This window comes from Streptomyces collinus Tu 365 (assembly GCF_000444875.1).
Classification (GTDB): domain Bacteria; phylum Actinomycetota; class Actinomycetes; order Streptomycetales; family Streptomycetaceae; genus Streptomyces; species Streptomyces collinus_A.
Genome location: NC_021985.1, coordinates 5,970,077 through 5,988,206, shown reverse-complemented (window position 1 = coordinate 5,988,206; position 18,130 = coordinate 5,970,077). Strand labels below are relative to the sequence as shown.

At 72.4% G+C, this 18,130-nt stretch carries 12 protein-coding genes; 3 read left to right on the top strand and 9 right to left on the bottom strand.

Features of this window, described 5'->3' with window-relative positions; translation table 11 throughout:
- Positions 1-54: 54 nt before the first annotated feature.
- The 3 genes from B446_RS26080 to B446_RS26070 all read right to left on the bottom strand — a co-directional run bounded on the left by B446_RS26080 (position 55) and on the right by B446_RS26070 (position 4,664).
- Positions 55-1,650 carry an acyl-CoA carboxylase subunit beta gene (locus B446_RS26080; RefSeq protein ID WP_043476476.1) on the bottom strand — a complete coding sequence of 532 codons (1,596 nt, stop codon included), beginning with the start codon at positions 1,648-1,650 and terminating at the stop codon, positions 55-57.
- 154 nt (positions 1,651-1,804) lie between these two features.
- A complete protein-coding gene (locus B446_RS26075; RefSeq protein ID WP_106960715.1) occupies positions 1,805-4,123 on the bottom strand; it encodes a polysaccharide lyase 8 family protein in 2,319 nt (772 codons plus the stop codon).
- 25 nt (positions 4,124-4,148) lie between these two features.
- On the bottom strand, positions 4,149-4,664 hold the full coding sequence (locus B446_RS26070) for a hypothetical protein (RefSeq protein ID WP_020942427.1): 516 nt from the start codon (positions 4,662-4,664) through the stop codon (positions 4,149-4,151).
- Between the two features lie 257 nt (positions 4,665-4,921).
- Here B446_RS26070 and B446_RS26065 point away from each other — a divergent pair, with 257 nt between their 5' ends.
- On the top strand, positions 4,922-5,533 hold the full coding sequence (locus B446_RS26065; protein WP_020942426.1) for a YceI family protein: 612 nt from the start codon (positions 4,922-4,924) through the stop codon (positions 5,531-5,533).
- 125 nt (positions 5,534-5,658) lie between these two features.
- On the opposite strand, the gene B446_RS26060 is transcribed toward B446_RS26065, so the two are convergent.
- The 3 genes from B446_RS26060 to B446_RS26050 all read right to left on the bottom strand — a co-directional run bounded on the left by B446_RS26060 (position 5,659) and on the right by B446_RS26050 (position 11,697).
- On the bottom strand, positions 5,659-7,140 hold the full coding sequence (locus B446_RS26060; protein ID WP_020942425.1) for an ATP-binding protein: 1,482 nt from the start codon (positions 7,138-7,140) through the stop codon (positions 5,659-5,661).
- 94 nt (positions 7,141-7,234) lie between these two features.
- The gene (locus B446_RS26055; protein WP_020942424.1) at positions 7,235-8,620 is read right to left on the bottom strand and encodes a hypothetical protein; all 1,386 of its coding nucleotides are present in this window, start codon (positions 8,618-8,620) and stop codon (positions 7,235-7,237) included.
- 62 nt (positions 8,621-8,682) lie between these two features.
- On the bottom strand, positions 8,683-11,697 hold the full coding sequence (locus B446_RS26050) for a glycoside hydrolase family 3 protein (RefSeq protein ID WP_020942423.1): 3,015 nt from the start codon (positions 11,695-11,697) through the stop codon (positions 8,683-8,685).
- 160 nt (positions 11,698-11,857) lie between these two features.
- Here B446_RS26050 and B446_RS26045 point away from each other — a divergent pair, with 160 nt between their 5' ends.
- Both B446_RS26045 and B446_RS26040 read left to right on the top strand, forming a co-directional pair.
- Entirely contained in the window at positions 11,858-13,726 is a 1,869-nt protein-coding gene (locus tag B446_RS26045) for a ricin-type beta-trefoil lectin domain protein (RefSeq protein WP_020942422.1), read from the top strand.
- Between the two features lie 118 nt (positions 13,727-13,844).
- Positions 13,845-14,444, top strand: coding sequence for a GOLPH3/VPS74 family protein (locus B446_RS26040; protein ID WP_020942421.1), 600 nt, complete (start codon positions 13,845-13,847; stop codon positions 14,442-14,444).
- Positions 14,445-14,525: 81 nt separating this feature from the next.
- Here B446_RS26040 and cimA read toward each other — a convergent pair whose 3' ends face one another.
- The 3 genes from cimA to B446_RS26025 form a co-directional block, all read right to left on the bottom strand.
- Complete coding sequence (cimA, locus tag B446_RS26035; RefSeq protein ID WP_020942420.1) at positions 14,526-16,136, bottom strand: citramalate synthase; 1,611 nt, start codon at positions 16,134-16,136, stop codon at positions 14,526-14,528.
- A 302-nt stretch (positions 16,137-16,438) separates the two neighbouring features.
- Positions 16,439-17,050 (bottom strand): TetR/AcrR family transcriptional regulator, encoded by a 612-nt coding sequence (locus tag B446_RS26030; protein WP_020942419.1) that lies wholly within the window; start codon positions 17,048-17,050, stop codon positions 16,439-16,441.
- A gap of 34 nt (positions 17,051-17,084) precedes the next feature.
- Positions 17,085-18,125, bottom strand: coding sequence for an agmatine deiminase family protein (locus B446_RS26025; protein ID WP_020942418.1), 1,041 nt, complete (start codon positions 18,123-18,125; stop codon positions 17,085-17,087).
- Positions 18,126-18,130 lie beyond the last annotated feature (5 nt).

Below are 18,130 nucleotides of genomic sequence, written 5' to 3'. Positions count from 1 at the left end.
TGTCAGTCTCCGTGAGAGAGAGGTCCGCGGGATTGCCGCGGCGGGTCCACTCGGTTACTGCGGGGGGTTGCCGTGCTTGCGGGAGGGCAGGTCGGCGTGCTTGGACTGGAGCATCGCCAGCGACCTGACCAGGACCTCGCGGGTCTCGGCGGGGTCGATGACGTCGTCCACGAGACCGCGTTCGGCCGCGTAGTACGGGTGCATCAGCTCGGCCTTGTACTCCTTGACCATCTTCTGCCGCGTCGCCTCGGGGTCCTCGGCCTCGGCGATCTGACGGCGGAAGATGACGTTGGCCGCGCCCTCGGCGCCCATCACGGCGATCTCGTTGGTGGGCCAGGCGTAGGTGAGGTCGGCCCCGATCGACTGGGAGTCCATGACGATGTAGGCACCTCCGTACGCCTTGCGCAGGATCAGCGAGATCCTCGGCACGGTCGCGTTGCAGTAGGCGTAGAGGAGCTTCGCGCCGTGCCGGATGATTCCGCCGTGCTCCTGGTCGACGCCGGGGAGGAACCCGGGCACGTCCAGGAAGGTGATGATCGGGACATTGAAAGCGTCACACATCTGGACAAAGCGCGCAGCTTTTTCGCTCGCTTCGATGTCCAGCACGCCGGCGAGCACCTGGGGCTGGTTGGCGATGATGCCGACGACCTGACCGTCCAGGCGGCCCAGCGCGCAGATGATGTTCCGCGCCCAGCGCTCGTGGACCTCCAGGTACTCGCCGTCGTCGACGATCTCCTCGATGACCTTGGCCATGTCGTACGGCCGGTTGCCGTCCGCGGGGACCAGGTCGAGCAGGACGTCGCCGCGGCGGTCCACCGGGTCGGAGGAGTCCACCCGCGGCGGGTTCTCGCGGTTGTTCTGGGGGAGCAGCGAGAGGAGGTAGCGCACCTCGGCGATGCAGGTCTCCTCGTCGTCGTAGGCGAAGTGGCACACGCCGGAGGTCTCGGCGTGGACGTCGGCGCCGCCCAGGCCGTTCTGGGTGATCTCCTCGCCGGTGACGGCCTTGACGACGTCGGGGCCGGTGATGAACATCTGCGAGGTCTCGCGGACCATGAACACGAAGTCGGTCAGCGCCGGGCTGTAGGCCGCGCCGCCGGCGCACGGGCCGAGCATCACGGAGATCTGCGGGATGACACCCGAGGCCTTCGTGTTGCGCTGGAAGATGCCGCCGTAGCCGGCGAGGGCGGAGACGCCCTCCTGGATGCGGGCGCCGGCGCCGTCGTTGAGGGAGACCAGCGGGGCACCGGCCGCGATGGCCATGTCCATGATCTTGTGGATCTTGGTGGCGTGGGCCTCGCCCAGCGCGCCGCCGAAGATCCGGAAGTCGTGCGCGTACACGAAGACCGTGCGGCCCTCGACCGTGCCCCAGCCGGTGATCACACCGTCGGTGTACGGCTTCTTCGCCTCCAGGCCGAACCCGGTCGCCCGGTGCCGGCGCAGCTGCTCGACCTCCTGGAAGGAGCCCGGGTCCAGGAGCAGCTCGATGCGCTCCCGAGCCGTCAGCTTGCCCTTGGCGTGCTGCGCCTCGGTCGCCTTCTCGCTGGGGCCCCCAAGGGCCTGCGCACGGATCTCGTGCAGCTCGGCGACCCGTCCGCGCGCGTCCGTCGGCTCGCCCGTCGGCTCACCCGTCGTCTCTTCCAAAACGGTCATGTAGCGACCATACGAAGGACACCAAGGATTGCGAGCCGTCGACTCCGTACAGTCTCCGGGCCGTTTTCCTATTACCACCGAACAGAACCCGAGGGGCATGCAGCCGTTCCGACTGCTCAGGGGGCACCCGTGTTGTAGGGAAGCCACAAACACGTCAGCGGAGAGCCACCACACATTCGTGGGTGGCACATGCCATCCCCGGAGTGACACGGAGCCTCAGACGGCCCAATGACGAGAGGATTTCCACGCCCTCGCCGGCCCGCAGGACCGAGCACACGGGACGGTCCCAGACGATCTCCAGCGCCCCGCCCGTACGGGGCGGCTCGCTCACGCAGAGCGTAGCGGTCCGGCCCCGGCGCCTGACGAGCACGCTCGCGCCCGCCGAGACGGTCAGCTCCCCCACCGTACCGGCTGTCCAGAAGTTGGCCGCCGTCAGGCCGAGGCCCGGCACGGCGACGGCCTGGCAGTGGGCGTCGTTGGCGAGGAGGCGCAGCCAGTGGCGGTCGGCGGCGCGGGCCTCGACCTCGTGGCGCGGTGCGCCCGGCAGCACGGCGTAGACGTAGTCCGCGCCGGCCGGGTCGGTGCCGTGGTCGAGCCAGAGGGTCGCCCAGCGGCGGGTGCGCCGTTCGGCCGTGCCGGAGGCGTTGATGGCGGACCAGGAGCCGGTGCGGTCCTCGCACCGGGTGCGCAGCTCGCCGCCGCAGGGCACAAGCCAGCCACCGTGGTCCTCCAGGTGGGCCCAGCCGGGCCCGCGGGTCAGGGCCCGGGTCCCGCCTTCGCCGAGGTTGCGGTTGTCGACGACCGTCTCCACGGGGACGCCGTCGGCGCAGGTGATCCCGGCGCCGAGGCAGACGACCGCGTCGTCGAGGAAGAACCAGGACTTGCGGGCCTGGAGGGTGGAGTCCACGCCCTTGAGATGCTGGCCCACGGCCGCGTACGTGCCGTCGGTGGTGCCGCCGACCCAGGTGGTGTCCGGCCGGGCGGCGCCCCACTCGCCGCCGGCCCGGTCGGCGAGGCGCCGGGTGGACACCGTGGTGCCGGGCAGGCGGTACCAGTCCACGGTCGGCCAGTACCAGTCGGTGTACTGGTCGCCGCGGCCCGCCGGCCACCAGCTGAGCATGCCGGAGCCGGTGTGCCAGCCGCGCGGGTTCTCGCCGTTGCCGCACTCGTAGTGCGCGATGCGGGCGCTGGCCATGGCGAGCGCGGCGGTGAAGCGGGGGCGGCGGTGCACGGCCCGGTCCATGGCCGGGAACAGGCGGTGGCCGAGGGGCTCGGCGAGCGCGGGCACCGGCGAGCGGGCGACCGCGTGCAGCCGGGCGAGATCGGCCACGCCGAACTGGCCGGCCGTCAGGAGCGGTGTCACGGTGTCCCGTTCGATCCATCCCTTGATCCGGCCGTACCAGCGTGCGCGCTCCTCCTGCCGGGCGCCGTCCGCCAGCAGGGCGACGGCCGCGATCAGGGCCTGGCCGTGGTGGTGGTCGCTGCGCATGAGGTGCGGGTCGTCGCCCTCTTGGCAGCCTCGGCTGATGGCACGGCCGTTGACGCAGTCCATGACCAGCCCGTCGTGGATCAGCGGGGCGTAGGCGTGCTCGACGCTGTCGAGGACGTTCTGCCGGGCCGGGTCGGTGACCTCCCACGGCGACCCGGCGAGCAGCGCGAACAGCCGCCCGAGGCCGTCGAGCAGGACCTGGCCGTAGGTGCCCGAGTAGGCGACCCAGGTGTGCTGGACGAAGGAGCCGTCGGCGTACAGGCCGTCGCCGCGGGTGACGTACGGGAAGACCGGCGAGAGGGCGTCACGGGCGAGCGCGAGGCGGTCGCCGGAGCGGCCGAGGACGCCGCGCAGGGCGACGGAGCGGCACAGGTCGACCCGGTTGGCCCCGGTGGAGGTGCCCGAGTAGTCGGTGAGCGTCGAGTCCGGGACGAAGTGGCCGACCGCCGCGCAGGCCGCCGCGACCCGGTCCGGCCCGAGGTGGTCGTACAGCGCGGCGGTGAGGTCCATCAGGAGCCGGGGGCTGCCGATCTGCCACTCCCACCAGTTGCCGTAGCGGGTGGTGCCCGGGTTGTAGACGGTGGCGGCGAGGTGGTCCAGGCCGCGCAGCACGTCGGCGAGCAGGGCGTCGTCGCCGGTGCAGCCGGTGCCGGGCTGGAGGTAGGCCTGGGCCATGGTCCACAGCCGGCCGTAGCCGAGGGTGATGCCGGTGGGCGGGTCGAAGGGGTGGCCGGGCCACAGGGAGCCGGGGGCGGGTGCCATGGTGGCCCGGAAGTCCCGCGCCAGCGCGCCGAGCCGGGCGAGCCGGGAGGCGTAGGGCTCGGCGGCCGGGTCGTACCCGGTGCCGAGGGCGATGTCGAGCCACCGGCGGCGCAGGGTGTCGTAAGGGTCGGCGGCGGGGGCCGCGGTGGCCCGGGGGGCCGCGGTGGCCAAGAGGGCGGCGGCCAGCAGGAGCGCGCGCCGTGTCGGTCCGGACGTGGTCATGGCGCCGGTCACCGCCCCCTCCGGCTCAGCAGCCGCCGCAGTTGTAGTAGAGGACGTCCCAGTGGTTGCCCTCGTCGGCGTAGATGTTGCCCGAACCGGACCGGTACTGCGGCGCGCCGTCGCCGCGCAGGCCGATGTAGGTGAAGGTGTTCTTGATGTACGACGTGACGCAGGTGTTCTTGCCGTAGTCGAGCTTGTAGCCGTTCCAGTGGGAGTAGGTGCCGGAGGCGTGGCCGGTCTCGGTGCCGCCGGTGATGTTGAGGGCGCAGCCGCTGGCCCGCTTGAGGGTCTGGGCGCCCTGGGCGGTGGCGAGGTTGAGCTGGTCGAACGACGTGCAGGTGGAGTTGTTCCGGTCGGTGCAGCCGCCGGAGGACGACCACGTGATGCCGACCTGCCGGAACATCGACTCGGCGGTGGCCTGGCTGATCTTGGTGACGGCGAAGGCGTCGGTGGCGGTGCCGACGACGGCGACGCCGGGTGCGACGACCAGGGCGAGTGCGGTCAGGACGGAGCGGACCTTCAAGAACTCGGTGGCCTTCATGGGAACCCTTCCTGCGGATGGCCGTGCTTCCTGTGGGTCGGCTGTGCAGGGTGCGCACCGCTGATGGTGCCCGAGGTCTACGCGCGTCCGCCAGAGGGCGGACGTCGTCACTCGCCGTCGTCGCGGAAACACGTTCCGGATGATGTTGAAAACTCAACGGAATAGGTCTACCGTCGGAGTCGTTCAGTTCGTTGAACATTAAACAGAAGCGGCGCGACCCGTTCCCCCGGCCGCGTCCCGTCCCCAAGGAGAACGTCATGGGCATCTTCGGCCGCAAGGAAAGCACCCCCGCCCCCACCGCCTCGGCTCCGGCCGCCGTCAACCCCGACCTGGCCGCGCTGAGCGGCGAGTACACGATCGACCCGGCGCACAGCACGATCGGCTTCGTGGCCCGTCACGCGATGGTCACCAACGTCAAGGGCGGCTTCCAGGAGTTCACCGGCACCCTGCGCCTGGACGGCGAGAAGCCCGAGCAGTCCACCGCGACCATCGACGTCACGATGGAGAGCATCGACACCGGCAACGCCGACCGTGACGGTCACCTGAAGTCCGCCGACTTCTTCAAGACCGACGAGTTCCCGGCGATGACCTTCCGCTCCACCAAGGCGGAGGCCCTGGGCGGCGACGACTACCGCATCACCGGCGACCTCTCCCTCCTCGGCGTCACCAAGCCCCTCACCATCGACCTGGAGTTCAACGGCGCCGCCAAGGACCCGTTCGGCAACGAGCGCGTCGGCTTCGAGGGCAAGGCCGAGATCCTGCGCTCCGAGTGGGGCCTGACCTGGAACGCGGCGCTGGAGACCGGCGGCGTTCTGATCTCCGACAAGATCAAGCTGATCTTCGACATCTCGGCGATCAAGAACGCGTGACCCCCGGGCGGCCCCGCCGCCCGCGCCTCTTGCGCACCACGAGCGCGCCCGCCCTCCGGTCCCCCGCCACGGGGGAGGGCGGGCGCTCGCGTGTCGTCCCGCGGGACGGGTGCCGACGCCGGGGGCTACTCACCCCCGTACAGCCGTCGCAGGTCCACCAGCACCACCTCGCCCCGGGCACCCGCGTCACGGAGTTCCTCCGTGAAGCCCGCGCCGCTGTAGCAGGCGAGCCGCACCGCCGACACGTCGACGCCGCGTCCGTCGAGCAGCGTCGCCGCACGACGGAGCCGCTCCAGGTGCCCCACGCCCATCACCTGGTCCCACTTGGCCTCACCGAGGGACAACAGGACTCCGCTGTCCTGCCCGACCGCCCCGCGTACGACGACGTCGATCTCGTGACTGGTCCGCCCCGCCTGGTCCGGCACCGTTCCGTACGTCACGTCGATCGGCATGCCGCCGAAGGTCTCCGGTGCGGCGAAGTGAGCCACCCACTCCCGGCAGATCTGCTCGAAGTGCGGCCCCACGACGGCGGACAGGAAGCGCGGGCGCGAACTCCGCCAGACCTGCTCCGCCATCCCCCGGTCGAGCAGGGGGAGCCTCGGCCGTGAGATGGCGTGGTCGAAGGCGATGAGCGGCTCGCCCACTCGGTAGACGCTGCGGTTCCTGCGGAAGGCGTCGGCCTCCTTGCGTACGAGGCCGCAGTCCTGGAGGACGGTGAGGGGGTGGGTGATGTCGCTGACCGGCCGCTCCAGGCATGCGGCGATACGTCCGGCGGTGGCGTTCCCCGAGGCGAGGGCCGCGAGCACGGAGTGGTACAGCGCCCGGTCCCGGAGGTCCGACTCGTCGGCGAGGAGGTAGCGGGCCTCACGGTAGAGCGGGGAACTGGGCGAGAGCGCCGTACGGCAGACCCAGGCGTCGAAGTCGGCCGGACCGGCCGGGGTGTCGTCCCGTACGAACTCCCTCCGGTAGGCCGGGGTTCCGCCGACGACGCTGTGCACGAGAAGGGCGAGGCGCGGGTCGTCGATGCCCCAGAAGGCGGCTGCCTGGCGGAAGTCCAGTGGCTGGAGGACGAGCTCCATACCGGCGCGGCCCCTCAGCGGCGAGGTGCCGCTCAGGAGCCTGCCCATGAACGACAGGGAACTGCCGCACAGGAGCATCCGGGTGCGGGACTCCAGGCGTTCGGGGCGGCGGGGCCCGTAGGCGACCTGGAGGATCGAGGGCAGGGACGCCGTCGCCCGGGCCAGGTAGGGGAACTCGTCGATGACCACCGGGACGGGCCGCTCCTTCCCCAGCGCGAGCAGCGCGTCGACGGCCTGCTCCCAGCGGTCGAACCGCATCGGCGCGAGGCTGCCGCTGTACTGACCGAGCTCCTCGCCGATGCGGCGCAACGACTCGGCCTCCGTGGCCTCGTACGCGCAGAAGTAGAAGCCGCCGGCCGCCCGCGCCAGGGAGTCGAGCAGGAAGGACTTGCCCTGGCGGCGCCGGCCGGACACGACGGCCATCGTGGCCTCGGGGCCCTCGTCGGCGGCGAACGCGGTGAGCTCGCTCCACTCCCAGTCACGCGCGAACATGTCGGGGGGCTTGGCGAGGTGCGAGCGAGGGGACATGAGCAGCTCCGGCAGCGTTGAGGGAAGTACGTTTCCCGGAAGTACGTTTCCCTCAACGACGGACCGCCGGGTCCGTCACTCACCGGCCCGGGCGTCAGAAGCCTCCGCCGAAGTCGCCTCCCCCGTCACCGCCCCCGTCGAAGCCGCCGCCGTCCCCGAAGCCGCCGCTGAAGTCGCCGGGGTCGAAGTCCGCGCCCGAGACGTCGCCGCCCTGGTAGCCGCCGAAGTCGGCGCCGCCCGGTTCGCCGTGGCCGGGGTCGTAGTCGGCCGCGTAGGACGGGGCCGCCATCATGCTGCCGAGCACGGTGCCGACGAGCAGGCCGGGCAGGATGCCGCCGCCGAAGTAGCCGCCGGCCCAGGGTCCGTAGGCCGGGCCCGCGTCCCAGTAGGGGCGGCGGCCGAGGTCGGTGTCCACCTCGCGGATCACCGGGTCGCGGCCGTCGGCCAGCCGGGTGGCGTCGGCCGCGCAGACCGGGACCTCGCGCGGGGCGCCGCCGGGCGGGGTCCAGGCGGCGTCGGTGACGGACGGCCCGTGGCGGGGGTCGAAGAAGCAGGGCGGCCGGCGCTCCGGGAGGGGGCGGCCCTCGCGGCGGGCGGCCAGCAGGGCGAGCGAGAAGCGGCCGTCCTCCAGCGCCTCGGTGACCGCGCGGACGTCCTCGGGGCCGCGGGCCTCGGCCATGCGCTGCTTCGCCTGCTCGTAGGCGTCGAGCGCCCGTTCGTAGTCCGCGCGCATGGCGTCGTCGGCGCCCGCCTCCGCCGGGTGGAAGTCCAGCCGGTCCAGTTCCTCGCCGAAAGCGGTGATGTCCTCGTCGACGACCACCCGCAGCCGGTCGAGGGCGGCCCGCTGCTCCTCGTCCCGGCGGCGGCGGTTGCGGCGGACGAGGGCGTAGGCGCCCGCGCCCCCGGCCACCAGGACCGCGGCCGTGGTGATCAGCGTCGTGCCGGAGACCCCTCCCCCGCCCGGCGCCGACGAGCCCCAGGAAGCGGGGGCGTGGCCGCCCATGTGGGCCAGGGCGCGGTGGGTGAAGTCGGAGAGCTGGGTCCTGGCGTCCTCCCCCTGGACACTGGTGACGAGGTTGCGCACCGCGGTGCGCGGCAGGACCGAGGAGTCGGCGCGGGCGTCGAACCGGTCGCCGAGGCGGACGGCGTACAGGCCGGTGACGCCGGTGGCCGTGCGCAGGGCGGAGAAGAGGTTCCGCGTCGGGTATCCGGCGGGCAGCACCACGAGGAACAGGGGCTTGTTCGCGTCCTTGATCTCGCGGGCGAGCGTGTCGGCGCCGGCGGCGGTCAACTGGCCGGAGGCGGCCGGGTCGACGTAGACCGGGCCCCTGCGCAGGGCCTCGGCGATCGTGGACACGCCGGTCGCCGCCCGTACCCCCTCGGCCGCCCTCGCCCCCGGCGCCGGCCCGGCCACGAGCAGGAGCAGCAGGGCGGCCAGCAGCAGTGCCGGGAGCCTTCGGGTCCGCAGGACGGCCTTCATCCTTCGACGCTACCCGAAGCCTCCCGGTACCGGTGATATGTGCCCCCGTGGGAGGCACGAGGCTAGGCGGCCCGGTACGCCTGGGTCAGCTTCCGCACCGCCTTCCCGTAGTGGCCGGTCAGCAGGAGGTGGTCGGCGTCGGCGAAGGGTCCGGACACCGCCGCGTCGATCCGCTCGCCCACCTTCTCCTGGACGATCAGCCGCGCCTCGGTGACCAGCTCGCGCCCGACGCGGCCGGCGCCGGCCCGTTCGGCCGCGGCCGCCGCCTTGGCGAGGGCGCGCAGGGCCGCCTCGCCGCCGTGCGGGACGCGGGTGCGGGTGGTCAGGCCCCAGCCGTAGGGGAACTGCGGGTCGTACGCGGAGTCGCCCACGTTGATCGGCAGCTGGGCGGCGGACCTGGGCCAGGTGACCGGGAGCTGTCCGGTGAAGGGGCGGCTGCCGTACAGGACGTCGGCGACGCCCCCGCCCTCGGTGCCGGGCAGCCAGGAGGCCACCAGCGCGTCGATCCGGCCGAGCCGGTCGCCGATGAGCTGCGGGCGCCCGGAGACGATCAGGACCGCGCACTTCATGGCCGCGCAGACCTTGTCCACGGCCGCCTGGTCGGCGGCGGACAGCGTCAGCTCGTGGCCGTTGCCCACGTCGCCGACCCCTTCCGCGTAGGGGGTCTCGCCGACGACGACCACGCCGACGTCGTACCCGGCGGTGGGGGCGGAGGCGTCCTTGGAGTAGGTGACGTGCCCGCCCGCCTCGCGCATGCCCTGGAGGATGGTGGTGCCCGGGGTGATGTTCCCCGACGAGCCCTGCCAGGTGACGGTCCAGCCGCCGCTCTGGTTGCCGATGTCGTCGGCGTTCGAGCCGGCGACGTACACCTTCTGGCTCTTCTTCAGGGGCAGCAGTCCCCCGCTGTTCTTCAGCAGCACCTGCGACTCGGCGGCGGCGGCGCGGGCCACGGCCCGGTGGGCCGGGGAGCCGATGGCGGCGGCGCCGGCGGTGTCGGCGTAGGGGTGCTCGAACAGGCCGAGGCGGAACTTCTGGGTGAGGATCCGGGAGACCGCGTCGTCGATCCGCCGCTCGGTGACCCGGCCGGCCTTCACCTCGTCGGCCAGGGTGGAGCTGAACTCCTTGTAGCCGTAGGGCACCATCATCATGTCGACACCGGCGTCGACCGCGGTGCGGACGTGGGCCGGATAGTCGCCGGGGAGCTGGTCGATGGCGTTCCAGTCGCTGATGACGAAGCCGCCGAAGCCCATGCGGCCCTTGAGGACGCCGTTGATCATGTCGGCCCGGGCGTGCATCTTGACGGGGCCCTGCCCGTCGCCGAGCACGTCGAGCGAGGAGTACGACGGCATGACGGTGCCGACGCCCCGGTCGACGGCCGTGCGGAACGGCGCCAGGTGCACGGCCTCCAGCTCCTGCCGGGTGACCTTGGTGACGCCCTGGTCGATCTTGTACGTGCCCGTGGTCGAGGAGCCGTACTCCGTGCCGCCGTCGCCGACGAAGTGCTTGGCGGTGGCGAGCACCTTGTCGTTCCGGCGCAGGTCGGCGCCGTTCGCGCGGCCCTGGAGGCCCTGGACGACGGTCTCCATCGACTCGACCAGCGCCGGGTCCTCGCCGAAGGACTCGTAGGAGCGGCCCCAGCGCTCGTCACGGCTCACGCACAGGCAGGGCGCGAAGTCCCAGGGGACTCCGGTGGCCCGTACCTCGGCGGCGGTCACCGCGCCCGTCCGTTCGGCGAGAGCGGGGTCGCGGGTGGCGCCGATGCCGATGTTGTGCGGCATGACCGTGGCGCCGACCAGGTTGTTGTGGCCGTGCACCGCGTCGACGCCGTAGATCAGCGGGATCTGGAAGCGGGTCGCCCGGGCGCGCAGCTGGAAGCCGTCGGTCATCTTCGCCCAGGCCGCCGGGGTGTTGGGCGTGGGGGTCGAGCCGCCGCCGGACAGCAGCGAGCCGAGGGCGTACGTGGCGACGTCGGCCCCGGTGCCCACGGCCCCGCGCTCGGCCTGGGTCATCTGGCCCGCCTTCTCCGCCAGGGACATCCGGCCCAGGAGGTCCGCGACCCGCTTGCGCACCGGCAGTTTCGGGTCCAGGTAGGGCAGTCCGTGGGCGTCGATGACGACCTGCGGGGTCTCGGCGGGCGCCTTGGCGCCGGTCACGGTGAGCCCCAGCGGGACGGTCTCGGCGGGCTCGGCCGTCTTGTCCCTCAGGGTGCGCACCTCGACGGTCCGGGTGGTGCCGGAGGCCGTGCCGGCCGGGAAGGTGAGGGTGCCGGAGACCGGGGTGTAGTCCCGGCCGGGCTCGGCGGTGCCGTCCGTGCGGGTCGCGTAGGTGACGGTCACCGGTTCGTCCAGGGGCGCCGAGCCGGTGGTGGCCACGGTGATCCCGACCTTGGCGGTGCCGCCTTCGGTGACGGTGCGGACGGCCGTGTCGGTCGTGACGGAGGCGCGCAGCGACTGGTCGGCGCGGCCGTACAGCTCGACGCCGTCCATCGCGAACCGCCCCTTGACGCCGACGGGGAGGGTGACGGCGTAGCCCCACATCCGGTCGAGGCCGAGGACGTGGTCGATGCCGCCGACCGGCTGGTAGTCGGTGCGGTAGGCGAAGTCGGTGAAGGGGAGCTCGACCTGCTTCCAGCCGGTGAAGTCGTCGGTGAAGGAGGTGGTCCAGAGTTCCGAGGCCTCGCCGTCGTGGCCGCCGTCCTTGATCTCGAAGGCGATCTTCCTGCCGTCCGCCTGGCCGTCCCACCAGAAGCGGATGCCCCGGTGCGCCGACCAGTCGTGAGCGGGTTCCCCGGCGGCGAAGTCGTGGGAGAAGCCGCCGTAGCCGCTGATGTCGTAGCTGCCGCTGAGGACCTTGGCGCCCTCGGGGGCGTCGGAGCGTGCGGCGAGTTGCAGCGCCGGCGGGTCGTCGGAGTCGCTCCCCCAGGTGAAGATGCCCTCGGCGGGCTGGGAGGCGAAGGGGACCTCGCCCTCGAAGCGGTCGACGGGGACGGGTGGCGGGTCGTCGGCGGCTCGCGCGGTCGCCCAGGGGAGCAGACCGGTGAGGAGTGCGGCGGAGACGAGCAGGGCGGTTCTGCGCATGGACCTTCCCTCGGCTCTCATGGTTCACTCATGACTTAGCTCACAGCATGAGTTAACTGGGGGCCCACACAACCGTCAAGACGGCACGTCAGGACGGCCGGGCGCTGCAAGTCCCCCCACACTTCCGGCACGTTGGCTCTCCCCAGAAGGGCGACGCACCATGAGAACCCCCCTGCGCACCACCCGGCTGCTGCTGGCCGGCCTGCTGGCCGCCGCCGGGCTGACGACCCTCGGCGCACCGTCCGCGCACGCGGCCGGCGAACAGGTCACCGCGTGGCTCACCACCACCGACGACTCCGCCGGACGGCACGTCGTACGCGGTCTCCAGGCCCAGACGCCGTTCGCCTTCCAGTCCGGCACCGGTGGCGGCGGCGAGAACATCACCGTCGACGAGAACACCCGCTACCAGACCTTCACCGGCGGCGGCGCGTCCTTCACGGACACCGCCGCCTGGCTGATGAACAGCAGCGGGGCGCTGTCCGCGAGCACCCGGGACGCGACCATGCGCAAGCTGTTCTCGCCGTCGGACGGGATCGGGCTGTCGTTCCTGCGCAACCCCATGGGCGCCTCGGACCTGGCGCGGTACGGGTACACCTACGACGACGTGCCCGCGGGCCAGACCGACACCTCGCTGGCCAGGTTCTCCCTCGCGCACGACCTCGCGGACGTCGTCCCGCTGACCAGGCAGGCACTGCAGCTCGACCCGGCCCTGACGGTGATGGCCTCGCCGTGGACGGCCCCCGCCTGGATGAAGGACAGCGGCTCGCTCAACGGCGGCTGGCTGAAGGCCGAGGACTACGGCGCGTACGCCTCCTACTTCGTGAAGTACCTCCAGGCGTACCGGGACCAGGGCGTGAACGTCTCCTACGTCACCGCGCAGAACGAGCCGACCTGCTGTTCCGGCTACCCGTCGATGAGCTGGAACGGGAACGGGCTGGCGTACTTCACCAAGAACGAGCTGCTGCCGAAGCTGCAGGCGGCGGGGCTCACCACCAAGGTCCTGGCGCACGACTGGAACTGGGACGTCTACGACTCCTACGCCGCCCAGACGGTGGACGACCCGGCCGTGCGCAACCACCCCAACTTCGGCGGGATCGCCTGGCACGGCTACGGCGGTGACATCGGCAAGCAGACGAGCGTGCACGACCAGTACCCCACGCTGGACGCCTTCGGCACCGAGCACTCCGGCGGCACCTGGATCGCCGACCAGCAGCGCGAGGACATGTCCAACATCATCGACTACACGCGCAACTGGGCGAAGTCGGTGACCAAGTGGTCGCTCGCGGTGGACCAGAACATGGGCCCGCACAACGGCGGCTGCGGCACCTGCACCGGCCTGGTCACCGTGCACAACGGGGACGGCGCGAGCGGGACGGTCGACTACACCGTCGAGTACTACGACATGGGCCACCTGACGAAGTTCGTCCGCCCGGGCGCCCAGCGCATCGCCTCCACGGCCTCGACCACCGTGCCCAACGTGGCGTGGCGCAACCCGGACGGCAGCAAGGCGCTGATCGCGTACAACGGCTCGTCGTCCGCCAGGTCGGTGACCGTCAACTGGGGTGCGCAGCACGCCACCTACTCGCTGCCCGGCAGGACCTCGGCGACCTTCACCTGGTCCGGCACCCAGTCGGGCGGCGGCGGCCGCTCCGGCGCCTTCGTGGGGCTCGCGGGCAAGTGCCTGGACGTGGCGGGCGCGTCCAGCGCGAACGGCGCGTCGGTGCAGCTCTACGACTGCAACGGCAGCACGGCGCAGCAGTGGACGCTGCCGGGCGACGGGTCCGTCCGGGCCCTCGGCAAGTGCCTGGACGTGACCTCGGCCTCCACCGCGGACGGGGCCAAGGTCCAGCTGTACGACTGCAACGGCACCGGCGCGCAGAAGTGGTCGTACGACGCGTCCACCGGTGACGTGGTGAACACGGCGGCGAACAAGTGCCTCGACGTCACGGACAACTCGTCGGCGAACGGGACGCGGGCCCAGATCTGGTCGTGCACGGGCGCGGCCAACCAGAAGTGGAAGCTCCAGTAGGACGGCCGTGTCCCGCCCCCGAGGGGCGGGACACGGCGGGGGCCGCCGTGCTGCGGATCGGCGGCCCTCCGCACATGCTGGTGGTGCGGGGAGCCGCGAGCCCGGAGGGGAAGCCGACATGACCACACCGCAGGACCTGTTCATCGTCGCCACGGACGTCCCCGGGGACCGTCCGGTGGAGCAGGGCGACCTGTCGCTGGCCCTCGCGGGTGCCGAGCTGATCGACCTCCTCGGCGCCCGGGCGCTCACCCTGGACGACGAGCGCATCGTGCCGGGCCCGCCGCTGGCCCTGGGTGACCGGCTCCTGGACGAGGCGGGCGCCGCGCTCGTGCGGCGGGAGCCGTACGAGACGGTCGAGGACTGGCTGTGGCGCCGCGGGGAGGGACTGACCGGGGTCTACCTCGACGACCTGGACGCCCGGGGGCAGCTCACCGGCGAGCGCCGGCACTGGCTGCCGTACCGCCCGAAGGCCGACGCGGCCGCCGGCACGGAGGCGCGCCGGCACGCCACCGGCCGGTGGGAGTCCCACGAGCCGGTGCTCGCCGGTCTCGCGGCGGCCCTGGGCCTCGGGGACGGCGGACAGGCCGGGGAGGGCCTCGACGAGGCGGTCGTCACCGTGCTGGCCGCCGTCAACCACGCGCTGACGGAGCTGGAGGGCGTACGGCAGCGGCGGCGGATCGAGAACGCGGCCTTCGACAACATCTGGCGCGCGCCCTGACCCGCCCCGGCTCCGGCCGGCCCGGTGCGGCGCGGTGGCGCACCGCGCTCCCGGGGACGGGGGTGCGGTGCGCTCGTGCCGTCACTCGGCCGGTTCGACCCCGGCCCGCAGCAGCCCGTAGGTGTAGGCGTCCTCCAGGGCCTGCCACGAGGCGGCGATGACGTTCTCGGCGACGCCGACCGTGGACCACTCGCCGGCCCCGTCGGAGGTGGAGATCAGCACCCGGGTGGTGGAGGAGGTGCCGTGCACGCCCTCCAGGATGCGGACCTTGTAGTCCACCAGGTCCAGCTTGGCGAGCTGGGGGTAGATCTTCTCCAGGGCCACGCGCAGCGCCCGGTCCAGGGCGTTGACCGGGCCGTTGCCCTCCGCGGTGGCGACGATCCGCTCGCTCTTGGCCCACAGCTTGACCGTGGCCTCGTTGGCGTGGGTGCCGTCGGGCCGGTCCTCGACGATGGCCCGCCAGGACTCGACGTCGAAGTACTTCAGCGGCCTGCCCTCGACCTCGGCGCGCAGCAGCAGCTCGAAGGAGGCGTCGGCGGCCTCGTAGGTGTAGCCCGCGAGCTCGCGCTCCTTGACCCGCTCGACCACCCGGCCGACCAGCTCCCGGTCGCCGCCGAGGTCGACGCCGAGCTCCTTGCCCTTCAGCTCGACCGAGGCGCGGCCCGCCATGTCGGAGACCAGCATGCGCATGGTGTTGCCGACCAGCTCGGGGGCGATGTGCTGGTACAGGTCCGGGTCGACCTTGATGGCCGACGCGTGCAGGCCCGCCTTGTGCGCGAACGCGGAGACGCCCACGTACGGCTGGTGGGTGGAGGGGGTGAGGTTGACGACCTCGGCGATGGCGTGGGAGGTCCGGGTCATCTCGCGCAGCCGGCCCTCCGGCAGCACCTTCTTGCCGTACTTCAGCTCCAGGGCCGCCACGACCGGGAAGAGGTTGGCGTTGCCGACGCGCTCGCCGTAGCCGTTGGCCGTGCACTGCACCTGGGTGGCGCCCGCGTCGACCGCGGCGAGCGTGTTGGCGACCGCGCAGCCGGTGTCGTCCTGGGCGTGGATGCCGAGCCGGGCGCCGGTGTCGGCGAGGACCGTGGAGACGACCGCGTGCACCTGGGCGGGGAGCATGCCGCCGTTGGTGTCGCAGAGGATGACGACGTCGGCGCCGGCCTCGGCGGCGGCGCGTACGACGGCCTTGGCGTACTCGGGGTTCGCGCGGTAGCCGTCGAAGAAGTGCTCGCAGTCGACGAAGACCCGGCGGCCCTGGTCCCGCAGGTAGGACACCGTGTCGCGGACCATCTCCAGGTTCTCGTCCAGCGTGGTGCGCAGCGCCAGCTCCACGTGCCGGTCGTGGGACTTGGCGACCAGGGTGATCACCGGGGCGCCCGACTCCAGGAGCGCCCTGACCTGCGGGTCCTCGGCGGCCTTCGCGCCGGCCCGGCGGGTGGCGCCGAAGGCGACCAGACGGGCGTGCTTGAAGTCGATCTCGGCCTGCGCGCGGGCGAAGAACTCGGTGTCCCGCGGGTTCGCGCCGGGCCAGCCGCCCTCGATGAAGCCGACGCCGAAGTCGTCCAGGTGCCGTGCGATGGCGAGCTTGTCCGCGACGGTGAGGTTGATGCCCTCGCGCTGCGCGCCGTCGCGCAGCGTGGTGTCGAAGACGTGGAACGAGTCGTCGAGCTCGCTGGTTGCCGTCTCGGTCATGGTCTCAAGGCTCCTGATTGTGAATCTTCGGTCTAACCGGAATGACCGGCTCCAACCGTCCCCCCAATGGTCCCTCGCGCTCCGCTCCCGGCTTCGGGTGGGCCGGAAAACGAAAAAACCCCTCGCGGGTGCGAGAGGTCTGCGCGCGGGTCGAGGACGACGGTGGCCACCCGCACCTGGTCGTACGTAGGTGGTCACTGCGGACCGGCGCGCCTGCTGCCCATAATCATGGTGAGCGAGAGCACGCAGGCAGTCTGGCACAGCACCGCCCCCGGTCCACGGACCGTCTCAGGATGCGGTCGTCAGGCGTCCACCGTGACGAGCGCCTGGTCGAGGAACTCCCGGACGTGGGAGATCACCTGCGGGCGGTCCGTGCCGCGCAGACCGATGGCGACGTGGATGGAGAAGCCGTCCAGCAGGGCCCGCAGCCGGGCGGCGAAGCGGTCGGCGTCGACCGGGCGGAACTCGCCGCGCGAGACGCCCTCGGCGATCAGGGCGACCAGGTCGCGGTGCCAGGCGCCCTCGATGGCGGCCTGCCGCTCGCGGGCGGCGTCGTCGGCGTTCTGCGAGCGGTTCCAGACCTCCAGCCACAGCGTCCAGTGCGGGTCGCGGTGGCCGTCGGGCACGTACAGGTCGACGTACGCCTCCAGGCGCTCCCGGGCGGTGCCCGGCCGGGTGAGCAGCCGGCCGCGCTCGGCGCCCAGCCGGCCCTCGCTCCACTCCAGGGTCCGCAGCAGCAGCTCGTCCTTGGAGTGGAAGTAGTACAGCAGATGGCCGCTGCTCATCCCGACCTCGCGCCCGAGGGCCGCCATGGTGAGCTTCTCCAGACCGCGCTCGGCGATCATGTCCATGGCTGCGACGAGGACCTCCTCGCGCGGCGGCGCGTTCCTGCGCGGACGGGCCGCACCGGCCATCTGCTGCTCCTGTACGTCAGGGGTCCGGTACGTGTCAGACCTTCGGCTGCTGCTGGGTGATGCAGTGGATGCCACCGCCACCGGAGAAGATCGTACGGGCGTCCACGAGGGTGACGGTCCGCTCGGGGAAGAGGCGGCGGAAGATCCCGGCGGCGATCTCGTCGCGCGGGTCGTCGAAGCCGCACAGCACGACCCCGCCGTTGCACAGGTAGTGGTTGATGTAGGAGTAGTCGGCCCAGTGGCCGTCGGCCTCCAGGGCGGTCGGGGCGGGCACCTCGACCACCTCGAGACGGCGGCCGCGCGCGTCGGTCGCGGACCTCAGCCGGCCGATGACCTCCCGGGTCACCTCGTGGTCGGGGTGGGCCGGGTCCGGCTGGTGGTGGGCGACGACGACCCCGGGGCGGGCGAAGGCGGCGACGATGTCGACGTGTCCGAGGGTGCCGAAGCCGTGGGGAGGGTAGTCGCCGGTCAGGCCGCGCGGCAGCCAGATCGCCTTCCGGGTGCCGAGGTGGGCGTGGATCTCGGCCTCGACCTCCTCACGCGACCAGTGCGGATTGCGCTCGGGGCCGAGCTGCACGGTCTCGGTGAGCAGCACGGTGCCCTCGCCGTCGACGTGGATGGCGCCGCCCTCGTTGACCAGCTTCGAGGCGTACGCCTTCGCGCCCGCGCGGTCGGCGACGAACGAGGCGATCTTGGCGTCGTGCTCCCAGCGGGCCCAGTGCTGGGCGCCCCAGCCGTTGAACGTCCAGTCCACGGCGCCCAGCCGGCCCTGGCCGTCGGTGAGGAAGGTGGGACCGATGTCCCGCATCCAGGCGTCGTCCAGGTCCCGTTCGACGGTGGCGACGCCGGGGCCCAGCAGGGTCCGGGCCGCGGCCGACTGGCCGGGGCCGCAGACCACCGTCACCGGCTCGAAGCGCAGCACGGCGCGGGCGACCGAGGCCCAGGCGGCACGGGAGAGGGCGAGGTCGTCCGGGTCGTCGAAGGTGGGGTTGGGGCCCGGCCACGCCATCCAGGTGCGCTCGTGCGGGGCCCACTCGGCGGGCATGCGGAAGCCGTCGGCGGCGGGGGTGCTCATCGTCG

Coding starts and splice junctions, on each gene's coding strand:
- B446_RS26080 (WP_043476476.1), bottom strand. CDS start 1,650: ATGACCGTTTTGGAAGAGACGACGGGTGAGCCGACGGGCGAGCCGACG.
- B446_RS26075 (WP_106960715.1), bottom strand. CDS start 4,123: ATGACCACGTCCGGACCGACACGGCGCGCGCTCCTGCTGGCCGCCGCC.
- B446_RS26070 (WP_020942427.1), bottom strand. CDS start 4,664: ATGAAGGCCACCGAGTTCTTGAAGGTCCGCTCCGTCCTGACCGCACTC.
- B446_RS26065 (WP_020942426.1), top strand. CDS start 4,922: ATGGGCATCTTCGGCCGCAAGGAAAGCACCCCCGCCCCCACCGCCTCG.
- B446_RS26060 (WP_020942425.1), bottom strand. CDS start 7,140: ATGTCCCCTCGCTCGCACCTCGCCAAGCCCCCCGACATGTTCGCGCGT.
- B446_RS26055 (WP_020942424.1), bottom strand. CDS start 8,620: ATGAAGGCCGTCCTGCGGACCCGAAGGCTCCCGGCACTGCTGCTGGCC.
- B446_RS26050 (WP_020942423.1), bottom strand. CDS start 11,697: ATGCGCAGAACCGCCCTGCTCGTCTCCGCCGCACTCCTCACCGGTCTG.
- B446_RS26045 (WP_020942422.1), top strand. CDS start 11,858: ATGAGAACCCCCCTGCGCACCACCCGGCTGCTGCTGGCCGGCCTGCTG.
- B446_RS26040 (WP_020942421.1), top strand. CDS start 13,845: ATGACCACACCGCAGGACCTGTTCATCGTCGCCACGGACGTCCCCGGG.
- cimA (WP_020942420.1), bottom strand. CDS start 16,136: ATGACCGAGACGGCAACCAGCGAGCTCGACGACTCGTTCCACGTCTTC.
- B446_RS26030 (WP_020942419.1), bottom strand. CDS start 17,050: ATGGCCGGTGCGGCCCGTCCGCGCAGGAACGCGCCGCCGCGCGAGGAG.
- B446_RS26025 (WP_020942418.1), bottom strand. CDS start 18,125: ATGAGCACCCCCGCCGCCGACGGCTTCCGCATGCCCGCCGAGTGGGCC.